This window comes from Chromobacterium sp. Beijing, from assembly GCF_021496765.1.
Taxonomy (GTDB): Bacteria; Pseudomonadota; Gammaproteobacteria; order Burkholderiales; family Chromobacteriaceae; genus Chromobacterium.
This window is the reverse complement of sequence record NZ_CP053750.1, coordinates 1,880,533-1,901,954: the sequence shown is the minus strand read 5'-3', so window position 1 is coordinate 1,901,954 and position 21,422 is coordinate 1,880,533. Positions and strand designations below refer to the sequence as shown.

General features: G+C 60.4%; 13 protein-coding genes. 10 read left to right on the top strand and 3 right to left on the bottom strand.

The genetic code is table 11. The features are described from left to right. Nucleotides 1-36: 36 nt before the first annotated feature. The 7 genes from HQN78_RS08875 (at nt 37) to HQN78_RS08845 (ending at nt 16,271) form a co-directional block, all read left to right on the top strand. Nucleotides 37-1,371 carry a filamentous hemagglutinin N-terminal domain-containing protein gene (locus HQN78_RS08875; protein WP_235089051.1) on the top strand — a complete coding sequence of 445 codons (1,335 nt, stop codon included), beginning with the start codon at nt 37-39 and terminating at the stop codon, nt 1,369-1,371. A gap of 41 nt (nt 1,372-1,412) precedes the next feature. After that, nucleotides 1,413-9,728: a hemagglutinin repeat-containing protein gene (locus tag HQN78_RS08870; RefSeq protein WP_235089050.1), complete on the top strand. Its 8,316-nt coding sequence runs from the start codon at nt 1,413-1,415 to the stop codon at nt 9,726-9,728. Further along, the gene (locus tag HQN78_RS08865) at nt 9,616-13,425 is read left to right on the top strand and encodes a hemagglutinin repeat-containing protein (RefSeq protein WP_235089776.1); all 3,810 of its coding nucleotides are present in this window, start codon (nt 9,616-9,618) and stop codon (nt 13,423-13,425) included. The genes HQN78_RS08870 and HQN78_RS08865 overlap by 113 nt, the downstream gene beginning before the upstream one ends. 1 nt (nt 13,426) lies before the next feature. After that, complete coding sequence (locus HQN78_RS08860; RefSeq protein ID WP_235089048.1) at nt 13,427-13,807, top strand: hypothetical protein; 381 nt, start codon at nt 13,427-13,429, stop codon at nt 13,805-13,807. Nucleotides 13,808-14,091: 284 nt separating this feature from the next. Next, on the top strand, nt 14,092-14,391 hold the full coding sequence (locus HQN78_RS08855; protein WP_235089047.1) for a hypothetical protein: 300 nt from the start codon (nt 14,092-14,094) through the stop codon (nt 14,389-14,391). A 656-nt stretch (nt 14,392-15,047) separates the two neighbouring features. Next, the gene (locus tag HQN78_RS08850) at nt 15,048-15,665 is read left to right on the top strand and encodes a hypothetical protein (protein WP_235089046.1); all 618 of its coding nucleotides are present in this window, start codon (nt 15,048-15,050) and stop codon (nt 15,663-15,665) included. Between the two features lie 126 nt (nt 15,666-15,791). Beyond that, the gene (locus HQN78_RS08845) at nt 15,792-16,271 is read left to right on the top strand and encodes a hypothetical protein (RefSeq protein WP_235089039.1); all 480 of its coding nucleotides are present in this window, start codon (nt 15,792-15,794) and stop codon (nt 16,269-16,271) included. 70 nt (nt 16,272-16,341) lie between these two features. Here the strand turns inward: HQN78_RS08845 and HQN78_RS08840 are convergent, their stop codons facing one another. The 3 genes from HQN78_RS08840 to HQN78_RS08830 form a co-directional block, all read right to left on the bottom strand. Beyond that, nucleotides 16,342-16,659, bottom strand: a complete 318-nt coding sequence (locus HQN78_RS08840; protein ID WP_235089038.1) for a hypothetical protein — start codon at nt 16,657-16,659, stop codon at nt 16,342-16,344. A 489-nt stretch (nt 16,660-17,148) separates the two neighbouring features. Then, nucleotides 17,149-18,054 carry a hypothetical protein gene (locus tag HQN78_RS08835; protein WP_235089037.1) on the bottom strand — a complete coding sequence of 302 codons (906 nt, stop codon included), beginning with the start codon at nt 18,052-18,054 and terminating at the stop codon, nt 17,149-17,151. Between the two features lie 117 nt (nt 18,055-18,171). Continuing rightward, on the bottom strand, nt 18,172-18,951 hold the full coding sequence (locus tag HQN78_RS08830; RefSeq protein ID WP_107798728.1) for a helix-turn-helix transcriptional regulator: 780 nt from the start codon (nt 18,949-18,951) through the stop codon (nt 18,172-18,174). Between the two features lie 170 nt (nt 18,952-19,121). On the opposite strand from HQN78_RS08830, the gene leuC reads away from it, so the two are divergent. The 3 genes from leuC to leuD all read left to right on the top strand — a co-directional run bounded on the left by leuC (nt 19,122) and on the right by leuD (nt 21,416). Continuing rightward, entirely contained in the window at nt 19,122-20,528 is a 1,407-nt protein-coding gene (gene leuC, locus HQN78_RS08825) for a 3-isopropylmalate dehydratase large subunit (RefSeq protein ID WP_235089036.1), read from the top strand. A 19-nt stretch (nt 20,529-20,547) separates the two neighbouring features. Continuing rightward, the gene (locus tag HQN78_RS08820; RefSeq protein ID WP_081544472.1) at nt 20,548-20,685 is read left to right on the top strand and encodes an entericidin A/B family lipoprotein; all 138 of its coding nucleotides are present in this window, start codon (nt 20,548-20,550) and stop codon (nt 20,683-20,685) included. 92 nt (nt 20,686-20,777) lie between these two features. Then, a complete protein-coding gene (leuD, locus tag HQN78_RS08815) occupies nt 20,778-21,416 on the top strand; it encodes a 3-isopropylmalate dehydratase small subunit (protein ID WP_235089035.1) in 639 nt (212 codons plus the stop codon). Nucleotides 21,417-21,422: the final 6 nt, after the last annotated feature.

Below are 21,422 nucleotides of genomic sequence, written 5' to 3'. Positions count from 1 at the left end.
CAAGGCCGAGCCCTGTCCCGTTTCGACGACGCCATCATGAATAAAACACTCTATCGCATCATCTTCAACCAAGCGCGCGGCCAACTGATGGCGGTGCAGGAAACCGCAAGCGGGCAGGGCAAGGGCGGCGGCCGCGGCCAGAATGTGGCGGGGGCGAGATTCGCCGCCGCGCGCGGTTTCGGCTTCAAACTATGCGCGCTGTGGGTGGGCGTCAGCCTGGGCAGCGTCGCGCTGGCGGCGGACATCGCGGCGGATCCCGGCGCGGCGGCCGGCAAACGGCCGACGGTGATTCAGGCCAACAACGGGTTGCCGGTGGTGCAGATCGCCGCCCCCACCGCCGCCGGCGTGTCCCACAACCAGTACCAGCAGTTCAACGTCGGCCCCAAAGGGGCGGTGCTCAACAACAGCGCGCAAGTCGTCAATACCCAGCTGGCCGGCTATGTCGGCGGCAATCCCAATCTGGCCGGCGGCAGCGCCCGCATCATCCTCAACGAAGTCACCCACGCCAACCCCTCGCAGTTGAACGGTTATCTGGAAGTGGCGGGCCAGCGCGCGCAAGTGGTGGTGGCCAACCCATGGGGCATCACTTGCAGCGGCTGCGGCTTCATCAATACTCAGCAAGCGATGCTGAGCACCGGCACGCCGCAACTCAACGCCCAGGGCGCGCTGACCGGTTTTCAGGTCAACGGCGGCGCCGTCAATATCAGCGGCGCCGGCCTGAACGCCGGCAATGTCGATAAATTCGCCATCATCAGCCGCGCGCTGCAAGTGAACGCCGACCTGCACGCCAAGCAGTTGGAGCTGGTGCTGGGCCGCAACCAGGTTGACGCCGACACCCTGCAGGCGCGATCGCTGGCGGCCGACGGTTCCGCCGCGCCGGCCTTCGCGCTGGACGTGGCGCAACTGGGCGGCATGTACGCCCACGCCATCCGCCTGGTGGGCACCGAGGCCGGGGTGGGCGTCAAGCAGCAAGGCGAGATGGCGGCGCGGGCCGGCGATCTACAGCTGAGCAGCGCCGGCGACCTGGTGCTGAAGGGCAAGACTTTCAGCCAGCAGGACATCAAGCTCAACAGCGGCGGCAAGCTGGAACACAGCGGCCAGACCCGCAGCCAGGGCGCCTTGCAAGTGACCGCCGCCGACACGGCCCAACTGGAAGGCAGCCTGACGGCGGGCGGTGGGCTGGGTCTGGAAGCGGCCGCGGTGGCGGGCAAGGGCAGCGTAGCCGCAGGCGCCCAAGCCGACGGCAAATTGGGCGAGGCCGGCGCGCTGACGCTGCGCAGCCGCGCGGGCCTGGATTTCCATGGAGAGCTGTTGGCCGGCGGCGAGGTGAGCATTCAGGCAGGCAGCGTCCAGTTGCAGGGGCGGTTGTAGGCGCCCGCCACGGCGATTTGCGGGTGACGACGGGCGGCGAGTTGAATGCCTCGCAAGCCAAGCTGGGCGCCCGAGGGCTGGCCCGCATGCAAGCCGGCGAGGACATCAAGCTGCAAGAAAGCGCCTTGAGCGCCGGGCAGTTAGAACTGAAGGCGAGGGCGCTGGACAACCGCGGCGGCCTGATCGCGCAAAGCGGCGCGGCGGCCGGCTCCGTACGTTTGCAGGGTGTGTTGGACAACCGCGACGGGGTGATCTCCAGCCAGGGCAAAACGCTGGACGTGGAGGCTACGGCCATCGACAACCGGCATGGCGAGATCAGCCACGCCGGCGCGGACACGCTGCGAGTGAGCGCGGACAAAATCGACAACCGTGAGCAAGGCAAGCTGCACAGCGACGCCAAAGCCGAGCTCAAGACGGCGGAGCTCGACAACGCGCAAGGGCGATTGACCGCCTTGCAGGGCCTGAGTCTTAGCGCCAGCGATGTGTTGCGCAACGATGGCCTGCTCGGCAGCGACGGCCAGTTCAAGCTGACGGCTGGGCAGCTGGAGAATGGCGTGGGCCTGATCCAGGCGGGCAAGGATTTGCAACTGACGGCGGCCAGCGTCAGCAACGTCGACAAAGGCCAGATTCTGGCGCTGGGCAAGGACGCGGCCAGCAAGCTGGAGATCAGCGGCCAGCTGAACAATCAGGGCAAGATCGCCGGCAATGCCGGGCTGGACATCAAGGCCGCCGACATTGACAACCACGGTGGCACCTTGCAGTCGGCTGGCGAGTTGAAGCTGGAGAAGCAAGCCAGCTTGAACAACGACGGCGGCCACATCGTCGCCAAGGATCTGAGCCTGAAGGCGGACACGCTCAGCAATCAGGGCGGCGAAGTCTTCGCCCAGCAAGCGTTGGACGCCAGGCTGCTGCAGCTGAACAACGCCAAGGGCAGCCTGATCGGCTCGCAAAGTCTGAGTCTTAGCGCCAGCGATGTGCTGCGCAACGATGGTCTATTGGGTAGCGACGGCCAGCTCAAGCTGACGGCCGGGCAGTTGGAGAACGGCGCGGGCCTGATCCAGGCCGGCAAGGATTTGCAACTGACGGCGGCCAGCGTCAGCAACGCCGACAAGGGCCAGATCCTGGCCTTGGGCAAGGACGCCGCCAGCAGCCTGGAGATCAGCGGCCAGTTGCACAACCAGGGCAAGATAGCCGGAAATGCCGGGCTGGACATCAAGGCGGCCGACATCGACAACCACGGCGGCACGCTGCAGTCGGCCGGGGAGTTGAAACTGGAGAAGCAAGCCAGCCTGAACAACGATGGCGGCCACATCGTCGCGAAAGACCTGAATCTGAAGGCGGATACGCTCAGCAATCAGGGCGGCGAAGTCTTCGCCCAGCAAGCGCTGGACGTCAAGCTGCTGCAGTTGAACAACGCCAAAGGCAGCCTGATCGGCTCGCAAAGTCTAAGTCTTAGCGCCAGCGATGTGCTGCGCAACGATGGCCTATTGGGTAGCGACGGCCAGTTCACGCTAACGGCCGGGCAGTTGGAGAACGGCGCGGGCCTGATCCAGGCGGGCAAGGATTTGCAACTGACGGCGGCCAGCGTCAGCAACGCTGACAAAGGCCAGATTCTGACGCTGGGCAAGGACGTGGCCAGCAAGCTGGAGATCAGCGGCCAGCTGAACAACCAGGGTAAGATCGCCGGCAATGCCGGGCTGGACATCAAGGCCGCCGACATCGATAACCACGGCGGCACGCTGCAGTCGGCCGGCGAGTTGAAGCTGGAGAAGCAAGCCAGTCTGAACAACGACGGCGGCCACATCGTCGCCAAAGACCTGAACCTGAAGGCGGATACGCTCAGCAATCAGGGTGGGGAAGTCTTCGCCCAGCAAGCGCTGGACGCCAAGCTGCAGCAGCTGAACAACGCCAAGGGCAGCCTGATTGGTTCGCAAAACCTGAACCTCAGCGTCAGCGAGGTGTTGCGCAACGATGGCCTGCTCGGCAGCGACGGCCAGTTCACGCTGACGGCTGGACAGCTGGAGAACGGCGCGGGCCTGATCCAGGCCGGCAAGGATTTGCAACTGACGGCGGCCAGCGTCAACAACGCCGACAAAGGCCAGATACTGGCCTTGGGCAAGGACGCCGCCAGCAGCCTGGAAGTCAGCGGCCAGCTGAACAACCAGGGCAAGATCGCCGGCAATACCGAGCTGAACGTCAAGGCCGCCGACATCGACAACCACGGCGGCACCTTGCAGTCGGCTGGCGAGTTGAAGCTGGAGAAGCAAGCCAGCCTGAACAACGACGGCGGCCACATCATCGCCAAAGACCTGAACCTGAAGGCGGACACGCTCAGCAATCAGGGCGGCGAAGTCTTCGCTCAGCAAGCGCTGGACGCCAAGCTGCTGCAGCTGAACAACGCCAAGGGCAGCCTGATTGGTTCGCAGAGCCTAAGTCTTAGCGCCAGCGATGTGCTGCGCAACAATGGCCTATTGGGTAGCGACGGCCAGTTCACGTTAACGGCCGGGCAGCTGGAGAACGGCGCGGGCCTGATCCAGGCCGGCAAGGACTTGCAACTGAATGCCGCCAGCGTCAGCAACGCCGACAAGGGCCAGATACTGGCCTTGGGCAAGGATGCCGCCAGCAAGCTGGAGATCAGCGGCCAGCTGAACAATCAGGGCAAGATTGCCGGCAATGCCGGGCTGGACATCAAGGCCGCCGATATCGACAACCACGGCGGCACGCTGCAGTCGGCCGGCGAGTTGAAGCTGGAGAAGCAAAGCAGCTTGAACAACGATGGCGGCCACATCGTCGCCAAAGACCTGAACCTGAAAGCGGGCACGCTCAGCAACAAGGGCGGCGAAATCCGCCACCTGGGACAGACCATGGCGCAATGGCAGGTGCGCCAGCGTCTCGACAATCAGCAAGGCACGCTGTTCAGCAACGGCGGCCTGACGCTTGCGGCTCAATCCTTGAACAACCAGCAGGGCTCGTTGAGCAGCCTGGGCGCGCAATCATTGCAATTGGCCCAAGGTCTGGACAATCAGGGCGGCGCCCTGGTCAGCGGACAAGGGCTGCAACTGCAGCTGGGCGCGGCCTTGAGCAACCAAGGCGGCACGGTGCAGGCCGAATCCATGCAACTGCACGCGGCCAGCCTGGGCAATCAGGGCGGCAGCATCAAGGTGTTGGGAAGCGGCGACGGCAAGGTCAACATCAGCGGGACGCTCGACAACTCCGCACAGGGTTTGTTGGCCGGCAATGGCGGTCTGGAGGTGAACGCCGCGGCCTTGGACAACCGTCAAGGCGTTTTGCAAAGCGCGGCCAAGCTGGGCGTGCAAGTGGCGCAACTGGCGCAGAACCAGGGCGGCAAAATTCAGGCCGGGCAATTGCAACTGAAAGCCGCCGAGCTGAACAACCAGCAAGGCTTGCTCAGTCAAGCGGGGGACGGCGCGGCCACGCTGGAGTTAAGCGGCCAGCTGGACAATAGTCTGCAGGGCAAGGTGCTGTCCAACGGTCAACTGCAGGTGACGGCGGCGGGCCTGCTGAATGCCGGCGGCACGCTCAGCAGTCAGGGCGATCTGCACCTCAGCGCGGGCGGAGCGCTGGACAATCGCCAGGGTGCTTTGGGCAGCAACGGCGCTTTGAAGTTGGACAGCGCCAGCGTGGACAACGCCGGCGGCCTGATCCAGGCCGGCCATACTTTGGCCTTGGACAGCGGCAGTCTGCTCAACCAGGGCGGCAAGCTGTTGGCGCTGGGCGGCGGCGACAGCCGCGTGACCCTCAGCGGGCAATTGAACAACGGCGGCCAGATCGCCGGCAACGGCGATTGGCGGATCAAGGCGCAAGGACTGGACAATGCCGGCGGCAGCCTGCTGAGCGTGGGCAGCCTGGGCATCGACACCGTGAGCCTGGGCAATTCCGGCTCCTTCCTAGCCGGCAAGGATTTGAGCCTGACTCTCGCCAGCGACTTCATCCACGCGTCGGGCAGCAAGCTGCAAGCCAATGGCAAGCTCAGCATCAGCAGCGGCGGAAATCTGATCAACAGCGGCCAGTTGCAGGCCGGCGGCGATTTGATTTTGAACGGCGTCAGCTGGACCAATAGCGGCGAGGTCAACGCAGGCGGCAAACTTAGCACTGAACTGAGCCAGGCGCTCAGCAATAGCGGCAAGCTCAGCGCCGGCAGTTTGCAACTGAACGCCGCCAGCGTGCTGAACACCTACTCCATCACCGGCGGCGATATCTCCATCCAGGCTGCCAGCCTGGACAACGGCGGCAACCAGGGGCTGATCGCCTCTGCCGGCAATATGGCGCTGGATATCGGGCAAACCTTGAATAATCACGACGGCAGCTGGTTGTATAGCCAGGGTGATATGCGCATAGGCAAGGCCGGAGCGGCCGCAGGGCAGGTGATTAACCATGTGGCGACTTTGCAGTCCGATGGCAATATGTTTATTGATGCGGGGAGGGTGAGTAATGAGGCGAATCCTGTTTTTGTAAGCCAAACTTCTTCATTCTCAACCACAACAAAAACAGCCTATCGAGTGCCTTCTATGGCCACCGGTTATGAGGGATGTGGACATGATGGTCGTAATGCTTGTGCCACGGGGAATATATCCTATGTAGGTAAATTCAACTTTGTTGCCGGGGTAGATGTTAGTGTTCAGCATTTATATACAGAGTGTAATGGCGATCACTGTCATGACATTCCAGATCAAATTATTAAGTATAGATTTGTTAGCGATGATGTAAAAAATCAAGTATTGACAGTTCGTCGAGAGTATGGCTCCAATTTAATTCGTTGGGGAGGTAGTCTGCCTGAGACAATGACTGTCTATTATATAAATAGAGATGGTGGGGCATATGTATTTCTGCCTGGGTTTGATCCTGCAAAAAATCTGGCTCCTATGGCTGATTCAGGGAGGGTGCAGGCAATATCGATGGGGCAGATTTATTCGTCATGGGCTCCTTTTCAAGGCTATAAAGGGGGGGCTGGAATTACAGTTTCTTTGAATAATAGCAATCCCAATATTGATGTTGCGAGGCCGAATGAGCTTTCTCGTGTCACGACAGTGACACAAACAATAGACGTTGCAAGCGGTTCAGCTCAGCCTGCACGATTGTTGGTTGGCAGAAATCTGAGTGTTGGCAGTCAAGATTTTTCTAATCAATATAGTTATGTGGCGACTGGTGGGGATTTGTTTTCTTCATCTGGTGCCGTAAAAAATATTGGTCAACAGTTGAAGAACACTACAACAGTGACCAGTGTTTCTACAATGCCTAGATATACTGATCTAGCATCGGCATGGAATTGCAGGTTTTGTACTGTTACTGTGCCGTCTCCCGCGACAGCTAGCTCAACTGTCATTGGCTCTCTAGATGCCACCGTTATTTCCAATCAGCTTTTAAGCTTACAAGCCCCCACCATTTCCAATGGCAAGGCTTCGCAACTCGATATCTCTCTAACTACCGGCGATAGCCAGTCCAAAGCGACGGCGGTAAACACCACGGCGGGCAAGGCTTTGGCGCAAGCCGATGGCGACGCGGCCAGCGCGGGCAAGAATCTGGGCGGCAAGCCGCTGGATGCCGTCGCCTCCGCGCAAACCTTGGCCGGGCAGCTGACTGGTGCGCAAGCGGCGGCGGATCTGCAAAAATCAGCGGTGGGCGGCCTGGCCGGCGCGCAGTGGGATGGAGTCAAAACCGCGGTGCTGCCGCAGCAAGTATTGCTGGAGTCCGCCGGCACCAAGGCGGCCAACCCGGTAGCCGGCGGTTATAGCCTGCCCAATAATGGCCTGTTCCAGACCCGCCCGGCGCCGGCGCAGCCTTATTTGGTGGAAACCGATCCGCGCTTTACCCAATACGGCAATTTCATTTCGTCGGATTATCTGCTCAAACAATTGGGCTACGACCCCAGCCGCGTGGAAAAGCGCCTGGGCGACGGTTTCTACGAGCAGCAACTGGTCAGCCGCGCGGTGACGGAACTGACCGGCAAGCGCTTCATCGGCGGCAACGCCAACGCGACGCAGCAATACCAGCAATTGATGAGCCAGGGCGCGGAATACGCCAAGCAATTCCAATTGACGCCGGGCGTGGCGCTGTCCGCGGAGCAGATGTCTCGCCTTACCGCGGACATGGTGTGGCTGGTCAAGCAGAATGTCGACGGTCACGACGTGCTGGTGCCGGTGGTGTACCTGGCCAAGGCGCAGGAGCAATCGCTGCGCGGCCAGGGCGCGGTGCTGGCCGGCAGCCATATGGAGCTGCTGGCCGATGGCTCGCTGATCAATAGCGGCACCCTGAAGGCGGACAATAGCCTGTTGGCGCAGGCGGGCGATATCCGCATCGAAGGCGGCAAAGTGCTGGCCGGTGGCGATCTGGGCCTTGGCGCTCGCCACAACCTGAGCGTTAGCGACGACAAGCAACACAGCCAGGCCGGCAGCGTGATCCAGGCAGGCAGCTTGCAGCTGCAGGCCGGCAATGATCTCAAGCTGCAAGCCGCGCAGCTGCGGGTCAGCGGCGACGCGCAACTGCAGGCTGGCCGCGATCTGGACATCGCCAGCCGCGAAAATCGTTACAGCTATGCGGCCAACACCGGCCGCAGCCAGTACAGTTACCAGCAGGTCGACCATGTCGGCAGCACGCTGCAAGTGGGCGGCAGCCTGAGCTTCAACGCCGGGCACGACCTCATGCTTAGCGGCGCGGACGTCAAAGCAGGCGGCAAGCTGCTCGCCGTGGCCGGCAATGAGCTGACCCTGCAATCCACATTGGACAGCAAGCAAGGCCAGGGCAGTTGGAATGGCTGGGGTTGGGGCGCGTACTCGACGCTGGACCAGATCCGCCATGCCACCCAGCTGCAGGCCGGCGGCGATATGCTGCTGCAAGCCGGCGGCAATCTAGCCCTCAACGGCTCCCAGGCCCAGGCCGGCGGCGGCCTGCTGGCGCTGGCCGGCAAGCAGTTGACGCTGCAGAGCGAGGCCAACACCAAGCAAGATATCGGCAGCAGCGGGGGCAGCAGTCACAACTGGCGGACCGATTCCCTGACGGTGGCCGCGCTCTCCGGCAAGAACGACTTGCGACTGCAAGCCGGCGGCGACGCCTTGCTGAACGGCGCCAGCCTGCTTAGCGGCGGCAAGTTGGGCCTGTCCGCCGGCAACGACATCAAACTGGGCGCGGTGGCTACGGAAAACCGTAGCGACAACAGCTGGGGCCAGGATGTCCACAATAATTACGACCTCACCCAGCACGGCAGCGCGTTGCGGGGAGAGACGGGGCTAACGCTGTTGGCAGGCCGGGATATCGCCGCCCAGGCCGCCAGCCTGTCCAGCGACGGCGAAGCCGCGCTGGCGGCGAGACGCGACATCAGCTTGGGCTCGGTGGCGAACCTGCACAGCGATTACAGCAAGACGGTGCGTTCGTCCGGCGGCTTCATGCGCAAGAAAACCACGGTGGACATCAGTTCTCATCAGAGCGCCACCCAGGTGGGCAGCAATCTGTCGGCGGACAAGGTCACCGTCAGCGCCGGGCGCGATCTGGGCATCCAGGCCAGTCAGGTGGCGAGCACGGACACGGCATCGCTGCAAGCGGGCAACGACATCCGCATCCAGGCCGGCACCAACGCCAGCCAAAGCTTCCAGTACCACTACGAGAAGAAGTCCGGCTTCTTCGGCACGGGCTGGGGCGGTTTCATGATAGGCAGCAAAGAGCTGAGCGACGCGATGAACGCCCAAGGTACCACCCAGAGCCAAAGCAAGAGCCTGGTGGGCAGCTTGAAGGGCGATTTAACGGTGCAGGCCGGCGGCAAGCTGCTGGTGCAGGGCAGCAGCCTGAGCGCCTTGAACGGCGATGTGGCGGTGGGGGCCAACTCCGTGCTGGTGCAGGATGGCCGGGACGTCATGGTGGTGGACCGCAGCCATGTGGAGAAGCAAAGCGGCTTCTCCATGAAAACCGTGAATACGCTGAAGGATACGTTCGACAACCTGAAAGAGATCGTCAGCACCCGCCGCGGTTTTGGTCTGGTCAAGGGCGTGGGCGCGGAGATCTCCGCCTTCGGATTGTCCAGCAGCAGCCAGGACATGTCCTATTCCTCGCTGGAGCAGGGCTATCAGCAACATAACCGCACCGTTAGCAGCGTGGGCAGCGCCATCCTGGCCGGCGGCGACATCAAGCTGTTGGCTAGCGGCACGCCGGCGCAGCTGCCGGGCAATGGGACTTGTCCGTCGTCGGCTCCAGCCTGCAGGCCGGGGCAAGGTGGACTTGTTCGCCAAGGGCAATGTGGACATCCTGGCGGGCGTCAACGACAGGCAGGACGGCTTCAGCAGCTACAGCCACGCATCGCGCACCTCCTTGTATGCGCCGCAGCTGGGCGATCTGGTTCGCGCGTTTGAGGGCGTGCCCAATCACAGCGGTACCTCGCTTACGCCGTACAACCAGGCGCGGCAGGACGGCAACGGCAGGCAGAACGACCAGCAACTCAATCCCAGCCAGGTTCGCGGCGAGCAAATCCGGGTGGTCAGCCTGGGCGGCGACGTCAACGTGGTGGGCTCCACGCTGCAGGGGGTGAAAGACGTGACCGTGGCGGCGGACCAAGGCAGCGTCAACGTGTTGGCCGCTACCGCTCATTACCAGTTCAGTCAGGACAACAAGGGCTTTACTCTGGGCAACGTCGGCGGCGGCAATCACTCCGCCACGGTCGGCGTCCAGCACACAGAGGACAAGGCGTCGGGCAGCGGCAGCCAGCAAAGCGTCGCCCTCAGCCAGATCACCAGTCTGCAAGGCAATGTCGCGCTCAGCGCCGCCGACGCGGTGCGAGTGGCCGGAGCCCAACTGGCGGCGGGGCAGGATTTGACCTTGAGCGGCAAGTCCGTGCAAATCCGGCCCGGCGTGGATCAGGATAGCCGCGTCGAAACCCATCATATGGACCAATGGGGCGTCACCGCCGGAGTCAGCAGCCCTGTGCTCAGCGCGCTGGATGCGGTGGATAAGATGGGCCAGGTGGCGGCGGGCGGGCAGAATGCCGATTCACGCACCCGCGCCTTGGCGACGGGCACCGCCGCCTTGGCCGCGTACAACGGGTATAAAGCGGCCCAGGCGGCGGCTGACGGTCAACTGGTGTCCGCCAGCGTCACCATCGGCGCCAACCGCAGCGACAGCAAGCAGGAAACCCAGTCCCTCACGCATACCGACACCCGGTTGGAGGCGGGGCGAGACCTGCTGATACAGGCCAGCGGCGGCGGCAAGGACTCCAATGTCGATATCGTCGGCAGTCAATTGCAGGCCGGCCGTAACGCAACGCTGAAGGCGGACAATCAAGTTGCGCTGCAGTCGGCGCAGGACAGCAGCAGCTTGCGCGGCGAGAACAGCGGCTCCGGCTGGGGCGTGGGCATTGGCGCTTCCTTCGGCCAGGGCGGCTTCAGCGTTGGCGTCACCGCCAATGCCAACCACTCCTTCGGCCGCGAAAGCGGAGATACCGTCGATCAACGCCACGCCACGGTAAACGCCGGCAATACCTTGACCTTGCAATCTGGTGGCGACGCGGTGCTCAAGGGTGCGGAGGCGCGTGGCCGAGAGATCGTGGCCAATGTCGGCGGCAATCTGGACATCCAGAGCCAGCAAGACCTGCACCAGTACCACAGCAGCGGAAAGAGCTTGGGCGGCAGCGTCACCGTTGGCTTCGGCTTCAGCGCCAGCGGCAGTTACAGCCAGCAAAAGATGGACAACGAATACGCCAGCGTGCAGAACCAGTCCGGCCTCAAGGCCGGAGACGGCGGCTTCAACGTGGCGGTCAAAGGCAATACCCATCTCACGGGCGGCGTCATCGCCAGCAGCGACAAGGCGGTGGCGGACGGCAAGAATAGCTTGAGCACCGGCACGCTGACCGTCGGCGATGTGCAAAACCACGCCAACTACAGCGGCAGCAGCATCAGCCTGGGTGGCAGCGGCAGCATGAAGGGCGGAGACGTCAAGTTTGGCTCCATGGACGCTGTGGGCGGGCAAGATATCCATGCTCAGCAATTCGGCAACGGGGGCGGAGCCAACGCCTTCGGTGCGATAGCAGCCCATGAGAGCGCGGACAGCGTCACTCGCGCAGGCGTCAGCGGCGGCAAGCTGAGCATTGTCGACAGCGCCGGCCAGCAAGCCTTGACCGGCCAGACGGCGGAGCAAGCCGCCGCGGCGCTCAACCGCGACGTCAGCAGCGACAGGGACGGCGCAAATTCCCTACAGGACAAGTTCGACAAGCAGCAACTGCAAACCACCTTCGCCGTGGTGCAGGCGCTGACCGAGCAGGTCAGCGTGTTTACCGCCGCCAAGGCCGCGGAAGCCAAGGCGGCGAAAGAGGAAGCGGACAAGGCGCAAGAGGATCCGGCCAAGAGCGATGAGGAGAAAGAACGTCTGCAAGCGACGGCGGCCAATGCCGCCAAGTGGGCGCCAGGCGGAGCTTACAGCCAGATCCTCACCGCGGTCACCGCCGGTATCGGCGGCAATGTGGCCAACGGCCTTGGCGGCATGGCGCAAAACGCCGGCATCGCCTATCTGCAAGGCCTGGGCGCTCAGCAGGTGAAAGCGCTGGTTGATGGGATGGGGGGCGGCGCCAAAACGACGGAAGGCGAAATTGTCCGCGCGGTATTGCATGCCGCGCTGGCCTGCGGCGGAGCCAGCGCCAGCGGGCAGAGTTGCGGCGCGGGAGCCGCTGGGGCCGCCGCCGCGGTGGCGCTGAACAATGCGTTGGACACGCTCCAAAAAACCAGCCCGGACACCATGACGGCGGAACAGAAGTTGCAGCGTGAAAGCCTGGTGAGCGGTTTGCTGGCGGGCTTGTCGGCTGCCACTGGCGGGACTGACACTGCCGCGACTACGGTGAATGCGGCGAAGACGGAGATGGAGCACAACTTATTTGGCGATAGTGTTACGGATCAATTCCTGAATGCGCATCAGCCAAAGTCAATCCGTGATTTAGTCTCAATGGCGAATAAGGATGCCAGCAATAAAGGCCTGGCGCTTGCTGCTGTGACGCTAGGAGCCGCATCTACGCCAGCAATGCTTGCTGCCGCACGGGCTTGTATGTCGAACCCGCTCTGTATGAATGAAGCCGCTATCACCATTGCAGAGATGGCAGCTTCGGATGCTTTGCCTGCTGGTTTGATGGGAGGGGCAGTGGTTAAGAGCGCAGAGCGTTATCTTGCGACTAGCAAATTAGGCTCGAAACAGGCGGAGCAGGCTGCGCTGACTGACTTTAAACAAGCATTAACTGGATCAACAACGGCGGAGGCGGGGCAGGCTGGAAAGGCAACACAATCGTTGGATACGGCATTAGGCTCCTGCGTTACTCATGGTTCTTGTTTTGTTGCGGGAACACAAGTGTTGACAGAGAAGGGGCTCAAGGCCATCGAAGCTTTTGTTGGAGGAGAGCTCGTTTGGTCTCGAAGCGATCAAACTGGTGAATATGGCTTCAGGCCCGTTGTCGCACACAAGGCTACCAGAGGGCAGGACATCTTCAGGGTGGTGGTGGAGGATAGGGAGGGTAGGCAGGAGGTATTGAGAACAACTGCCGAGCATCCATTCTGGATCAAAGACGAGGGATGGAGGAAAGCCTCTTTGCTTGGCCCTGGTATGGTCTTGCGGGATAAGGCGAATAGCGTGCTGATGGTGATGAGCCAAGAGAAAGAGCACGTTCAGGAGACTGTTTACAACATTCAGGTGGCGGAATTTCAGACTTACCATGTAGGTGAGCTTGGGGTTTGGGTGCATAATGCGGATTGTTGTAGAGAAGTTACCTTGCCAAAGCTTCAATCATTTGAGCAGGCTCGTAACCAGGCATTAAAGCTGATTGGTGATCTGGGAGCTGATTCAGAACCGTATATTGGTCGTTTGGGAAGTAGTGCTGGTAATGGGAAGGTGGTCGGGCGTGTTTCAGCAGATGGTAAGGTTCGGTGGCGGCTGGATTATGATCCAGAGAAGGGGGTTCATATAAATGTAGAAGACTTTAGAGAGGGGAAGGGAGATAAGGCTAAGAAAATAGTGATACCTTTTGAAGGGGGAGAGAGTGCGTTTGTGTCTATGTTGAAGAGTCTTAATAGGAGGTGATATGAATGTTTTGTTTAGGGAGTGTATTGAAGCGTTAGGTGATGAAAGCTTGGTTGCCTCAGAGAAGGAGACTCAAGAAATTATAAATGACATTCAAAAAGAGTTTTCTTTTTCTAGTTCAGGTCGACTGTTGAAAGGGGGTGATGAAGACTGCGAGAGAGGCGGTGTTGACATGGTGTTGAGTATGTTTGATTTGGATGAGAGGGTTGCTTTGTTTTGGGATGACGCTAGAGTGCCAATTGTTTTTACAAGTTTAAGGAGAATTAATGATGGTTTGTTCGATGTTTTGGCTGTTGGATTCTATACCTATATATATTCAAAAGAATGTGGTTTCCTCGTTGAGTTGACAGGGAGCGGAAGTGCCGTTGTTTGTAAGAAATAAATATTGAGTGGTGTTTGTTGGGCTGGCTTTGCAGTGATGCAAATTGAGAGGTGGTTTGTTGGTGTAATGATGGGGCTGATGGCTGGCTTCTTAAGGAGATGCTGTGTTTGCCATGTTGTGCCAAGATAACTTGCTAGGAGACGAGGTATACCTTTTTTTCTGAGAGATCTGTAGTATATCTTGCGGCAGTTAAATTTTGCGATGATATTTTTGATTCTGAGTGGAGGCTTGCAGAACGACATGGTTATACATCAGAGCACATTAGTCATATATTTTGGTGGGTAATGAACGAGGCTTGGGATGTCTACTGCCAAGTTAACGCGAATCTTCCTATTGCATGGTTGTCTATCGCCAAAAAAGCCTTGGAGTGGGACCATGTGCCAGTCAATTTCCACCCGTGGGCCTTGGCGATATTGGAGCATTTTGACCTGGAGCGTTATCATGCGGCCTATCATTTTCCACGGGACGAGTACGAGGCGATTGCCCGTGATTTGCCGATAGTGCTGGAAGGTCTGCGCAATTATCCGGCGGAAAAGTTGACTGCGCCGATAGACGAGGATAATTGGGGCTATATCGATTATTAGAGGCTGAAGTTTCTGGTCGTGAAAGAGGGACGCCAATCCGGTACGCCGCTTTTTACAGCTTAGCTTTTGATTTGGCTAGTGATATGATGAGAGAGATGCCTCAGGAGGCTGGTGCCCATGTGTTTCTGCCGGCTACTAGACGGGTCTGGCGGAAAGGGTTAAAAATGAGGGTGTAAAGTGAGTAATAAAATAATTGAAGAATCATTTGGAAAAGATCGTGAAACATCCTGAGAGACATCATTGGAGAGTTGGTGATGTTGCGTACTTTTTAATGAAATTTGATCGAGAGTTCATGGTGGAGTTGTTGGCGAAGCATGGGAAGGTTTTAGCTGATTTTTCCAATAAATAGCTAGGGTTAGAGGCAAGGTGTTGGCTTATGTATGGAAACATTTGCTGGCGAGATTGAAAGTAAACTGTGCGGCTTTTTTTGCTTAAAAATAAGAGGTGGCATGGTCGCTAGATGAGGTTGTTTTGTGCGAAATAATTTTGGGTCGGATTTAGGTTGGCTGTATTATGTCATGTGTGGACCGTTCCAGCTTGGGTTTCAATATGGCGCGCAGATTTTAATAAATTAGGTAGGGCTTGCTTGGCTATGAGGGGCGACTGGTTGTAGTCGTCAATATTTCACAGGGTAGGCTTGATGGTGGAGAGGGTTTTTGAAACGGTTTACTTGGGATGCGCCAGTTATTTCATTTCAATCTTTGGCTGGAATTAAGTTGAGCACTCCGGTTGATGTTTTTGAAAGGAGTCTTGAGCGATATCGATTGGGTGGCAGTGATAGGTTTCAGTTTGAGCATGGTCCAGTGTTAAGGTTGGAGAAGTCGGATTCTTATGTTTTTTATATGGAGGAGTCATTTGGTGACTATGAAAGCCTAGATATTCTTTTGTTTGTGGCTGTTGAGCAAGGTGTAATTAGCTGCGTGGAGGCAAGGCTGCCTGGTGTTTGTGAGGAGGAGGGAGTTAATCCTGTCGCTGAAGCGGTTTGCTATAAAGGAAAATGGTTTGACTGTGGATTGGGCGAGGGTGTGCAGAAAATAGTTGATCATTGTGAGTTGTACTACGATTCGGCTGACGAGTCACATGTGCCAGACTCCAATGTAGGCGGGGTGTCTGTTATGACCAATTTTTTGGCTAATGTGGATATGTGTCCTGATCAATATGTGACCAGAATCTCCGTTTTCAAAGAAGCAATCAATGAAGATTGGCTGGAGGGGGCTAAAGAAGAGAAAAAGAGAATTAGGGAGAGTCGAGAGTGGAAGTGGCCGGGGGAGTGATGGTGTTACATGGTTAATTCTGATAAGAGTAGTTTCATTTGATTTGGCGGAAATAAAGGGTATGTAATTTAGTTGGGTAGTGTCGGTGTGTGAGGTGTTTGCGGTGATTGCAATGATGGGGGGCTTATGTTTCCAGAGGTAAGGCTTAGTGATGTATTGATTGATCAGGTTTATAATTTTCCTGGTAGGAAATCACTTTATATTGAGTTTTTACAGTATTTTATTGATTTGTATGACTATCCAAGAGCGATAGCAGTCTGGAATCAGTCAAGCGCTGAAGAAAGAAGTGATAGGTTGTGGTGGGTTATTAATGAGGCATGGGAGTCATATTGCAAGATCAATGAAAACTTTCCTGTTATATGGCTGGCTACCGCCAAAAAAGCCTTGGAGTGGGACCACGTGCCGATCAATTTTCACCCGTGGGCCTTGGCGATATTGGAGCATTTTGACTTGGAGCGTTATCATGCGGCCTATCATTTACCACGGGACGAGTACGAGGCGATTGCCCATGATTTGCCGATAGTGTTGGAAGGTCTGCGCAATTATCCGGTGGAAAAGCTGGCTGCACCGATAGACGAGGATAATTGGGGCTATATCGATTATTAGAGGCTGAAGTTTGCGGCCTTCTATGGCCATGAAAGCGGCGCGCCAATCCGGCGCGCCGCTTTTTTACGCCTTAGCTATTGCGGCCGGGCGTCTTGCCTTCCAGCTCGGTTTTGGCGGCTTGCGCGCGTTGCATCGCGTGCACGCTGTCCACGTGCTGGAAGACGTCGCAGCGCAGCGCGCCCAGTACCATCAACTGCTCCGCGTAGTTGAAGAAACCCACCCAATAGCCGCGGGCGTGGTGAGGGTCGCGGAAGTCGATGTCGTAGGCGATCTTGCCGAGCAGGCCCTTGTTGTGGCGGTCCGGATTGTCTTTCAGGTATTGGGCCAGGTGGGCGGCGCATTCGCGGCCATAGGCGCAGGCGTCCACGTAGTCGTCGGCGGGCGGCATCTGCCAATGGTGGGGCTGGCCGCGTTGCGGCAGGTGGCGGACGAAGGGCAGCTGCGTGGCCTGGGTTTCGTGAGGCTTGGGACGGTAATGACGGCGCGGGGAAGCTCATGAGACATTTGCTATCTCCTTGAAGATGCTAAGTGGCCCGTTTTCCGGTTCCAGTCGGGTGGCGGGAGCGAGATCACAGGCTGGAACTCCGGCTCTTCAAGAAACCGGTACGGCGTTGGCCGCACCTATGATCCGCCCCCGCCGTACTGGCGCGCGCGTCTCATCGGCATTGCCTGTTGCGGGCAATGCCTGTTCTCGAAGAAACATGGGGTTCCAGTCCCAGTGCCGGATGTGGATCGGCACGCAGGCGATTGTGGCGGCGCGGGCGGGGCGGGTCAAGGGCGCGCGGCCGCCGAGTTTTGGGCTTGGGCTTGCGGCCAAGCCGCCCCGGTCCCAGCCGCCGGCGATACGGCAGATGCTGGGCGGGGCTTTAGGACGGGCTTAGCCGGCGCGCTTGCCCAGGGTGATCCGGCGCTGGGCGAAGGTTTCCCGGCTCAGGCGGATGGAGTCGTAATGACGGCGGCTGAGCCGGGCCCCGCCGGCGCGGCGCAGCGACAGCCCCAGCGTGTTCTGGTCATTGGCTTCGCGTTCGCCGGATAAGGTTTGGGCGGCGGCTTGGCAGGCGGCTTGCCGGCGGGTGGCGGCCGGGTGCGCCTGGTAGGCGTTGCTGGCCTGTTCCAGTGCTTTGCGCAGCAACTGCGGTTTGGTCTGCTCCAGCGCGTCGGCTATTTGGTCCGCCGTGGCGCGTATCAACTCCTGAAGCGCCTGCTGTTGCAGCGGGTGTTTGTTGCTGCAATCCAGCCCTGCCTGCTGGCTGAGTTGCTCCAGTTGCTGGCTGAGGGTGCTGACGCCGCCCTGGCGGAAGCGCTCGGTTTGTTGCGGGTAGAGTTGGGCGGCGGCGGCGATCATGGCTTCGCGGTAAGCCTGAATCAGGGCCTTGGCGTCCGCGCCGGGCATCCTGGCCAGGTCGCGGCGCGCTATGTCTTCGGTGTGGGCGTCGATGAAGGCGTGCACTTCGCGGGCTTGGTGATTGTGCAGCAGTTGGCGCCAGGTATTGAGCGGTTGCTGGTTCAGCCAGTGGGCGAAGCGTTGCTGGGCGGGTTTGAACGCCGGGTCCACGCCGGCCGGCGCGGCGGTGGCGAAGCGGCGTCTGGCTTGGTTCAGCGCGCTGTCGTGGGCGCGGGAGCGAGCGGCGCTTGGGCTGGGCGCGGCGCGCAGCAGGGCGGCGTTGGCGTCGCTGTTCTGCGCGCGTTTGAGTTCGCCGGCCAGCGCGGTTTGCGGCGGAGTGTCCGGGTCCGCGGAACCGCGCGGGTGAATGCAGCTGAGCAATAGGTCTGAAATTTTCATAAGCGCTCCTGAGGCGGGATGGGCGGCGTTTAGCGCCGCCTTTTTGTTGGTGCGGCGCAGTGTGCCCAAACCCGGGAGCGTTCAATATAAAGAAATGGCCATGTCCCCGGCATGCGCTCAGAGCAGCATCACCAGCTTGTACTCCGGCGCCTGGGCCAGTTTGAGGGTGATTTGCTGGTGCTCGATGCGGCCGGCGCTGGGGTGGTGGAACACGCGGCTGCCGCCTTCGCGGCCTTGCACGTCCTGCTGTTGCCAGTATTGGCGGAATTCCGGGCTTTTCGCTTCCAGCGCCGCAATCATCGCGGCCATGGCGGGCTGATTCAGCCGCGGGCTGAGATCGGCGCGCAGTTCTGCGACGATGCGGCCGGCGCGCTCCGCCCATTGGTCGATGAAGCTGCGCGCTTCCGGGGCCAGGAAGATGAAGTCCAGCAGGCTGCGGCTGGCGTCCGGCCGGCCCAGCCAGTCGCGGAACAGCCTTTGGGCCGGCGGGTTCCAGGCCACGGCGCGCCATTCGGCGTCCAGTACGTAGGCGGGGGAATCGATATGGGCGGTGGCCTGCTTTAACAGCGCCTTGGCCTGTTCGGACGGGCCGCGCCATTCCGGTTCCGGGTCTTTGAGGCCTGCCAGATTGAACAGGTAGTCGCGCTCGGCGGCGGTCAGGCGCAGCGCCTCGGCCAGCCGGGCCAGGGTGGGCGCGGACACGGATTGGGTGCGGCCTTGTTCTATCCAGGTCAGCCAGGTGGTGCTGATGTCGCACAGCGCAGCCACTTCTTCGCGGCGCAGGCCTTTGGCGCGGCGGCGCTGGCCGGGCGGCAGGCCGGCTTGTTCCGGGCTCAGGCGCTCGCGGTGGGCGCGGATGAATTGGCCCAGCGGCGCGCTGTCTTTGCTGGCGGTCATGGGCGTAAGGCTCTGGGTATTAGTATTGCTACTAGTATAAGCAACTGGCTTGTTGCCGGGAAAGTTTGGCTCCAAGATAAGTCCACGGAGCAGAGCCTTGTGCCCGGCGCGCGGAAACCCGCGGCGCCGGCGGCAGTCTCAAGTTGAATAACCGGATTCGAGCAAACACCATGACCGCACAGACCTTGTACGACAAATTATGGAACAGCCACGTGGTGCGCCAGGAGGCGGACGGCACGGCCTTGCTGTACATCGACCGCCACCTGGTGCATGAGGTGACCAGCCCGCAGGCGTTCGAGGGGCTGAAGCTGGCGGGCCGCCCGCTGTGGCGCGTGGATTCGGTGGTGTCCACCGCGGACCACAACACGCCCACCGATCATTGGGACGAGGGCATCAAGGACCCGATCTCGCGTCAGCAGGTGGAAACGCTGGACGCCAATATCAAGGCCTTCGGCGCGCTGGCGTACTTCCCGTTCAAGGACAAGGGCCAGGGCATTGTGCATGTGATGGGGCCGGAGCAGGGCGCCACGCTGCCGGGCATGACGGTGGTGTGCGGCGACAGCCACACGTCCACCCACGGCGCTTTCGCCGCGCTGGCGCATGGCATTGGCACCTCCGAGGTGGAACATGTAATGGCCACGCAGTGCCTGGTGGCCAAGAAATCCAAGAATATGCTGGTGCGGGTGGACGGCAAGCTGGGCCGCGGCATCACCGGCAAGGATGTGGCGCTGGCCATCATCGGCAAGATCGGCACCGCCGGCGGTACCGGCTATGCGATCGAGTTCGCCGGCGAGGCCATCGAGAGCCTGTCTATGGAAGGCCGGATGAGCTTGTGCAATATGGCGATCGAGGCCGGCGCGCGCTCGGGCATGGTGGCGGCGGACCAGAAGACCATCGATTATGTAAAAGGCCGGCCGTTTGCGCCTAAGGGCGAGCAGTGGGAGCAGGCGGTGGCGTATTGGCGCACTTTGCGTTCCGATCCGGGCGCCGTATTCGACGCGGAAGTGGTGCTGCGCGCCGAGGAGATTCTGCCGCAAGTGACCTGGGGCACTTCGCCGGAGATGGTGGTGGATATAGACGGCGCGGTGCCGGACCCGGCGCGGGAAAGCGATCCGGTGAAGAAAAGCGGCATCGAGCGCGCGCTCAGCTATATGGGTTTGCAGGCCAACACCCCCATCCACGACATCGCGGTGGACATCGTCTTCATCGGCTCCTGTACCAATAGCCGCATCGAGGATTTGCGCGAGGCCGCCAGCGTGGCCAAGGGCCGCCATAAGGCCGCCAATGTGAAGCAGGTGCTGGTGGTGCCGGGCTCCGGCCTGGTGAAGGCGCAGGCGGAGGCCGAGGGCCTGGACCAGGTGTTCCTGGCCGCCGGTTTCGAGTGGCGCGAGCCGGGCTGCTCGATGTGTCTGGCGATGAACGCGGACCGCCTGTTGCCGGGCGAGCGCTGCGCGTCCACGTCCAACCGCAATTTCGAGGGCCGTCAGGGGCAGGGCGGCCGCACGCATCTGGTCAGCCCGGCGATGGCGGCGGCCGCCGCCGTCACCGGTCATTTCGTCGATGTGCGTTCGTTGTAACCGTTCCAAGGAGAGAATCATGCAAAAACTGCTGTTGTTGGTACTGGCCGCGCTGACCCTGAGCGCTTGCAATACGGTGAAGGGCGTGGGCCAGGACGTGTCCAAGGGCGGGCAGGCGATTGAAAACGCCGCCAAGGACGTGTCCAACAAAATGTGATGCGGCGGCCCGCCCCCGGCGTCCGCCGGGGCGGTTGTCTTCTCGCACTCTCTAATGAAGGCGGGCGCTAGCGCCCGGAAACGGCATTGACGATGAAAGCATTTACCACCCTGACCGGTTTGGCCTGTCCCTTGGACCGCGCCAATGTGGATACCGACGCCATCATTCCCAAGCAGTTCTTGAAATCCATCAAGCGCTCGGGCTTCGGCCCCAATCTGTTCGACGAATGGCGTTACCTGGACCACGGCGAGCCGGGCATGGACAACAGCAAGCGGCCGCTGAACCCGGACTTCGTACTCAACCTGCCGCGCTATCAGGGCGCGCAGGTGTTGCTGGCGCGCGAGAACTTCGGCTGCGGCTCCAGCCGCGAGCACGCGCCGTGGGCGCTGGACGACCAGGGCTTCCGCGTGGTGATCGCGCCCAGTTTCGCCGACATCTTCTTCAACAATTGCTACAAGAACGGTCTGCTGCCCATCGTGCTGGCGGCGGACGCGGTGGATCAGCTGTTCCGCGAATGCGCGGCCGCCGAAGGCTATCAACTGACCGTGGACCTGGCGGCGCAGACGGTGAGCACGCCGGCCGGGCAGGTGTTCTCCTTCGACATCACTGAGCACCGCAAGCACTGCCTGCTGGGCGGCCTGGACGAGATTGGCCTGACCCTGCGGCACGCGGACGAAATCAAGGCTTTTGAAGCCAAGCGCCGCGGCGAGCAGCCGTGGCTGTTCGCCTGAACGGCG

Bases quoted from the DNA above. Each gene is read 5' to 3' on its own strand.
- HQN78_RS08875 (WP_235089051.1), top strand. From the start codon at position 37: ATGAATAAAACACTCTATCGCATCATCTTCAACCAAGCGCGCGGCCAA.
- HQN78_RS08860 (WP_235089048.1), top strand. From the start codon at position 13,427: ATGAATGTTTTGTTTAGGGAGTGTATTGAAGCGTTAGGTGATGAAAGC.
- HQN78_RS08855 (WP_235089047.1), top strand. From the start codon at position 14,092: ATGAACGAGGCTTGGGATGTCTACTGCCAAGTTAACGCGAATCTTCCT.
- HQN78_RS08845 (WP_235089039.1), top strand. From the start codon at position 15,792: ATGTTTCCAGAGGTAAGGCTTAGTGATGTATTGATTGATCAGGTTTAT.
- HQN78_RS08840 (WP_235089038.1), bottom strand. From the start codon at position 16,659: ATGCCGCCCGCCGACGACTACGTGGACGCCTGCGCCTATGGCCGCGAA.
- HQN78_RS08835 (WP_235089037.1), bottom strand. From the start codon at position 18,054: ATGAAAATTTCAGACCTATTGCTCAGCTGCATTCACCCGCGCGGTTCC.
- HQN78_RS08830 (WP_107798728.1), bottom strand. From the start codon at position 18,951: ATGACCGCCAGCAAAGACAGCGCGCCGCTGGGCCAATTCATCCGCGCC.
- leuC (WP_235089036.1), top strand. From the start codon at position 19,122: ATGACCGCACAGACCTTGTACGACAAATTATGGAACAGCCACGTGGTG.
- HQN78_RS08820 (WP_081544472.1), top strand. From the start codon at position 20,548: ATGCAAAAACTGCTGTTGTTGGTACTGGCCGCGCTGACCCTGAGCGCT.
- leuD (WP_235089035.1), top strand. From the start codon at position 20,778: ATGAAAGCATTTACCACCCTGACCGGTTTGGCCTGTCCCTTGGACCGC.